The sequence below is a fragment of the Paraburkholderia metrosideri genome, from assembly GCF_904848625.1.
Taxonomy (GTDB): domain Bacteria; phylum Pseudomonadota; class Gammaproteobacteria; order Burkholderiales; family Burkholderiaceae; genus Paraburkholderia; species Paraburkholderia metrosideri.
The window spans coordinates 1-582 of sequence record NZ_CAJHCP010000049.1; the positions used below are offsets into that span (position 1 = coordinate 1).

A 582-nucleotide genomic window follows, 5' to 3' on the forward strand; every position below is an offset into this window, starting at 1 on the left:
TGGAGGATGGTCCCCCCATCTTCAGACAGGATTTCACGTGTCCCGCCCTACTTCTCGTACACCCAGTTCTTCCTCGCTGTTTTCGTCTACAGGGCTATCACCTGCTATGGCGGCACTTTCCAGAGCCTTCGACTAACAATGAAGATAAAGAGTACAGGCTGGTCCCATTTCGCTCGCCACTACTCTGGGAATCTCGGTTGATTTCTTTTCCTGCGGTTACTTAGATGTTTCAGTTCACCGCGTTCGCTTCACGTAGCCTATGTATTCAGCTACGGATGACCCATACGGGCCGGGTTTCCCCATTCGGATATCGGGGGATCAAAGCTCGTTTGCCAGCTCCCCCCCGCTTTTCGCAGGCTACCGCGTCCTTCATCGCCTGTGATCGCCAAGGCATCCACCACATGCACTTGTTCGCTTGACCCTATAACGGGTGTGTCTCAGGCTGCATTCACTCGGAATGCAACGCTCGCTACACACGCTACAGGTTGAGTATTCGTGTTGCGCCGTATTCCAAAGCAATCTTTCGATCACCTTTTCATACATTGATACAATCACAACCCTGATTCACCTACTCGCACACCC

The 582-nt window shown here is 52.2% G+C and carries 1 rRNA gene; it reads right to left on the bottom strand.

Going from position 1 to position 582, the window contains the following annotated elements:
- Positions 1 to 421: ribosomal RNA gene (locus LMG28727_RS33935) — 23S ribosomal RNA — on the bottom strand; the annotation flags it as partial.
- Positions 422 to 582: the final 161 nt, after the last annotated feature.